This window comes from Salmonella sp. SSDFZ54 (genome assembly GCF_004010735.1).
Taxonomy (GTDB): Bacteria; Pseudomonadota; Gammaproteobacteria; order Enterobacterales; family Enterobacteriaceae; genus Salmonella; species Salmonella enterica.
Map to the genome: position 1 here is coordinate 1 of NZ_CP034830.1, position 1718 is coordinate 1718.

Annotated in this window: 2 protein-coding genes; both read right to left on the minus strand. The window is 51.7% G+C overall.

The window, feature by feature from the left end; translation table 11 throughout:
• Positions 1 to 829 precede the first annotated feature (829 nt).
• Positions 830 to 1234: a hypothetical protein gene (locus EOS97_RS26670; protein WP_061604172.1), complete on the minus strand. Its 405-nt coding sequence runs from the start codon at positions 1232 to 1234 to the stop codon at positions 830 to 832.
• A 213-nt stretch (positions 1235 to 1447) separates the two neighbouring features.
• On the minus strand, positions 1448 to 1684 hold the full coding sequence (locus EOS97_RS26675; protein ID WP_016230891.1) for a hypothetical protein: 237 nt from the start codon (positions 1682 to 1684) through the stop codon (positions 1448 to 1450).
• Positions 1685 to 1718 lie beyond the last annotated feature (34 nt).

Genomic DNA, 1718 nt, shown 5'->3' on the forward strand with positions numbered 1-1718 from the left:
GCCAGACACAGTAGGAACGATGAAGCGTAAGCGACGGTGAAAGGCAGTCAGAAACGGTGAACGGGAGCGGATTTTAATCCGGTGCCGTGAGGCGTTGGACAAGCCGCAGGCGCGTCAGTGGATTTAGCGGGTTTCGGGGCGCAGCCCTGAACCAGTCACGTAGCGCTAGCGGAGTGTATACTGGCTTAATATGTTGGCATAGGTGCGGTTATCAGGAAAGTGCGTCATGTGGCAGGTGTGATATGTGGCTCAGAAGCGTCCGCAATACCATGCCCGAATAGTGAAATGATGCCTCCTCGCTCACTCGGTCGCTACGCTCCGGACGTGAGACTGCGGCGGGCACTACAACTTTTTTCACATACATGAAGTGAGGTGTGACGGGGATCTTGTTGAAAGATCAGGCTACAGATGTACAAAAGCCCCGTGACAGAATCACAGGGCTTCGGTACTCTAATTCTTCGCAGATACCTGCCAGGATCAGACGTAGCAATCCTATCCTAGCAGGGCTGGCTAGCCTTGTCACTACCAGCTTAATACCATTCAACGACATTAAAATCATATCTGCACCCTTGAAACTCAGGTCTACGCCCCGGACTCCGGCAGGATAAACAGGCAAACGGTGGAAACGTAACTTAACCGCGAAAGAGTTAAGCTCTACCCCGTCTCGCTGTACGATAACAGGCACCTGATAAAGTGAGATTCAAGGCAGGAGTTGCGGTGAAATGCGATTGCCCAGTCTGGCACAACACCCACACAATCAGAACAACATAGAACGACCTGACGCTGGTCGCTCCGCTCCCCGTTTTCTGGTGTACCCACCACGGGGGCATTAGGCATCCTTTTGAAAAATTTCGATGCTATCGCACAAAATACCGCTTTGACGCGCAGCTGTTCGAACCTCATCAGCCGATCCATAAACACCACACTGACCGATCTCAGCCTCACCACAAAAGAGCCTCCCTAACCATAAGCCAAGCTCGTTCTGATAGATCCTCAGTATTAATCGCTCCTCCGCAAAGGACTCATTCTCAGATTCAATTTCAGCCTCGTATTTCTTAATAGCCTCAATACCATCCGCTCTTAAATCATCGAGAAAGCTCCTCTTACCTTGCATGTTCAAGTTGTGATGGTGGCTATCCCACAATTTTAATTTCAGTAAAGCCCCTACTAAGACATCCATATCCATATGTTCAAAATCACAATCAGCTATTTCCATTGCAGCCAAAATCTTCATACACCCTCCGATTTACCATAACATCCGTTATCAGCACCCCCTGACAGGCCCTCAGCGCAATTCTGACGCATCAGAGCCGTTTCCGGCACATTTCCTCACCCACATCCCGGAAAAACGCCCCTGATGATTTCTGCGCGACTGCATAGCTATGCACGCGGGTGAACCGCAGGTGATTTCGCAGCATCAGCACCACTAAACCGCCAAAATCCGCAATCAGCGGCGCGGCGCGCGCGGACGTGACCAGGCAAAATCGGACTGCTGCCGCTCATCCTCACGTAATGCACGCTGGCGGTCGGCGTAACGCTGCGACTCAATCTGCGCACGCGCTCTGTTCAGGACGATGTGCCGGTTAGGCTGATTGAGCTTCTTCCCGGCCGCACGTTCGGCAGCGGCTATAGCGTCGTCGATAAACTTTTTCTCAGCGGGGGTCAGGTTTGTCAGTCTCGTCATGTTTATCTCCGTATGAGAATAGCCCCTGCAGTCT

What these genes read in the sequence shown, in the direction of transcription:
- EOS97_RS26670 (WP_061604172.1), bottom strand. Translation starts at nt 1,234, where the DNA reads ATGAAGATTTTGGCTGCAATGGAAATAGCTGATTGTGATTTTGAACAT.
- EOS97_RS26675 (WP_016230891.1), bottom strand. Translation starts at nt 1,684, where the DNA reads ATGACGAGACTGACAAACCTGACCCCCGCTGAGAAAAAGTTTATCGAC.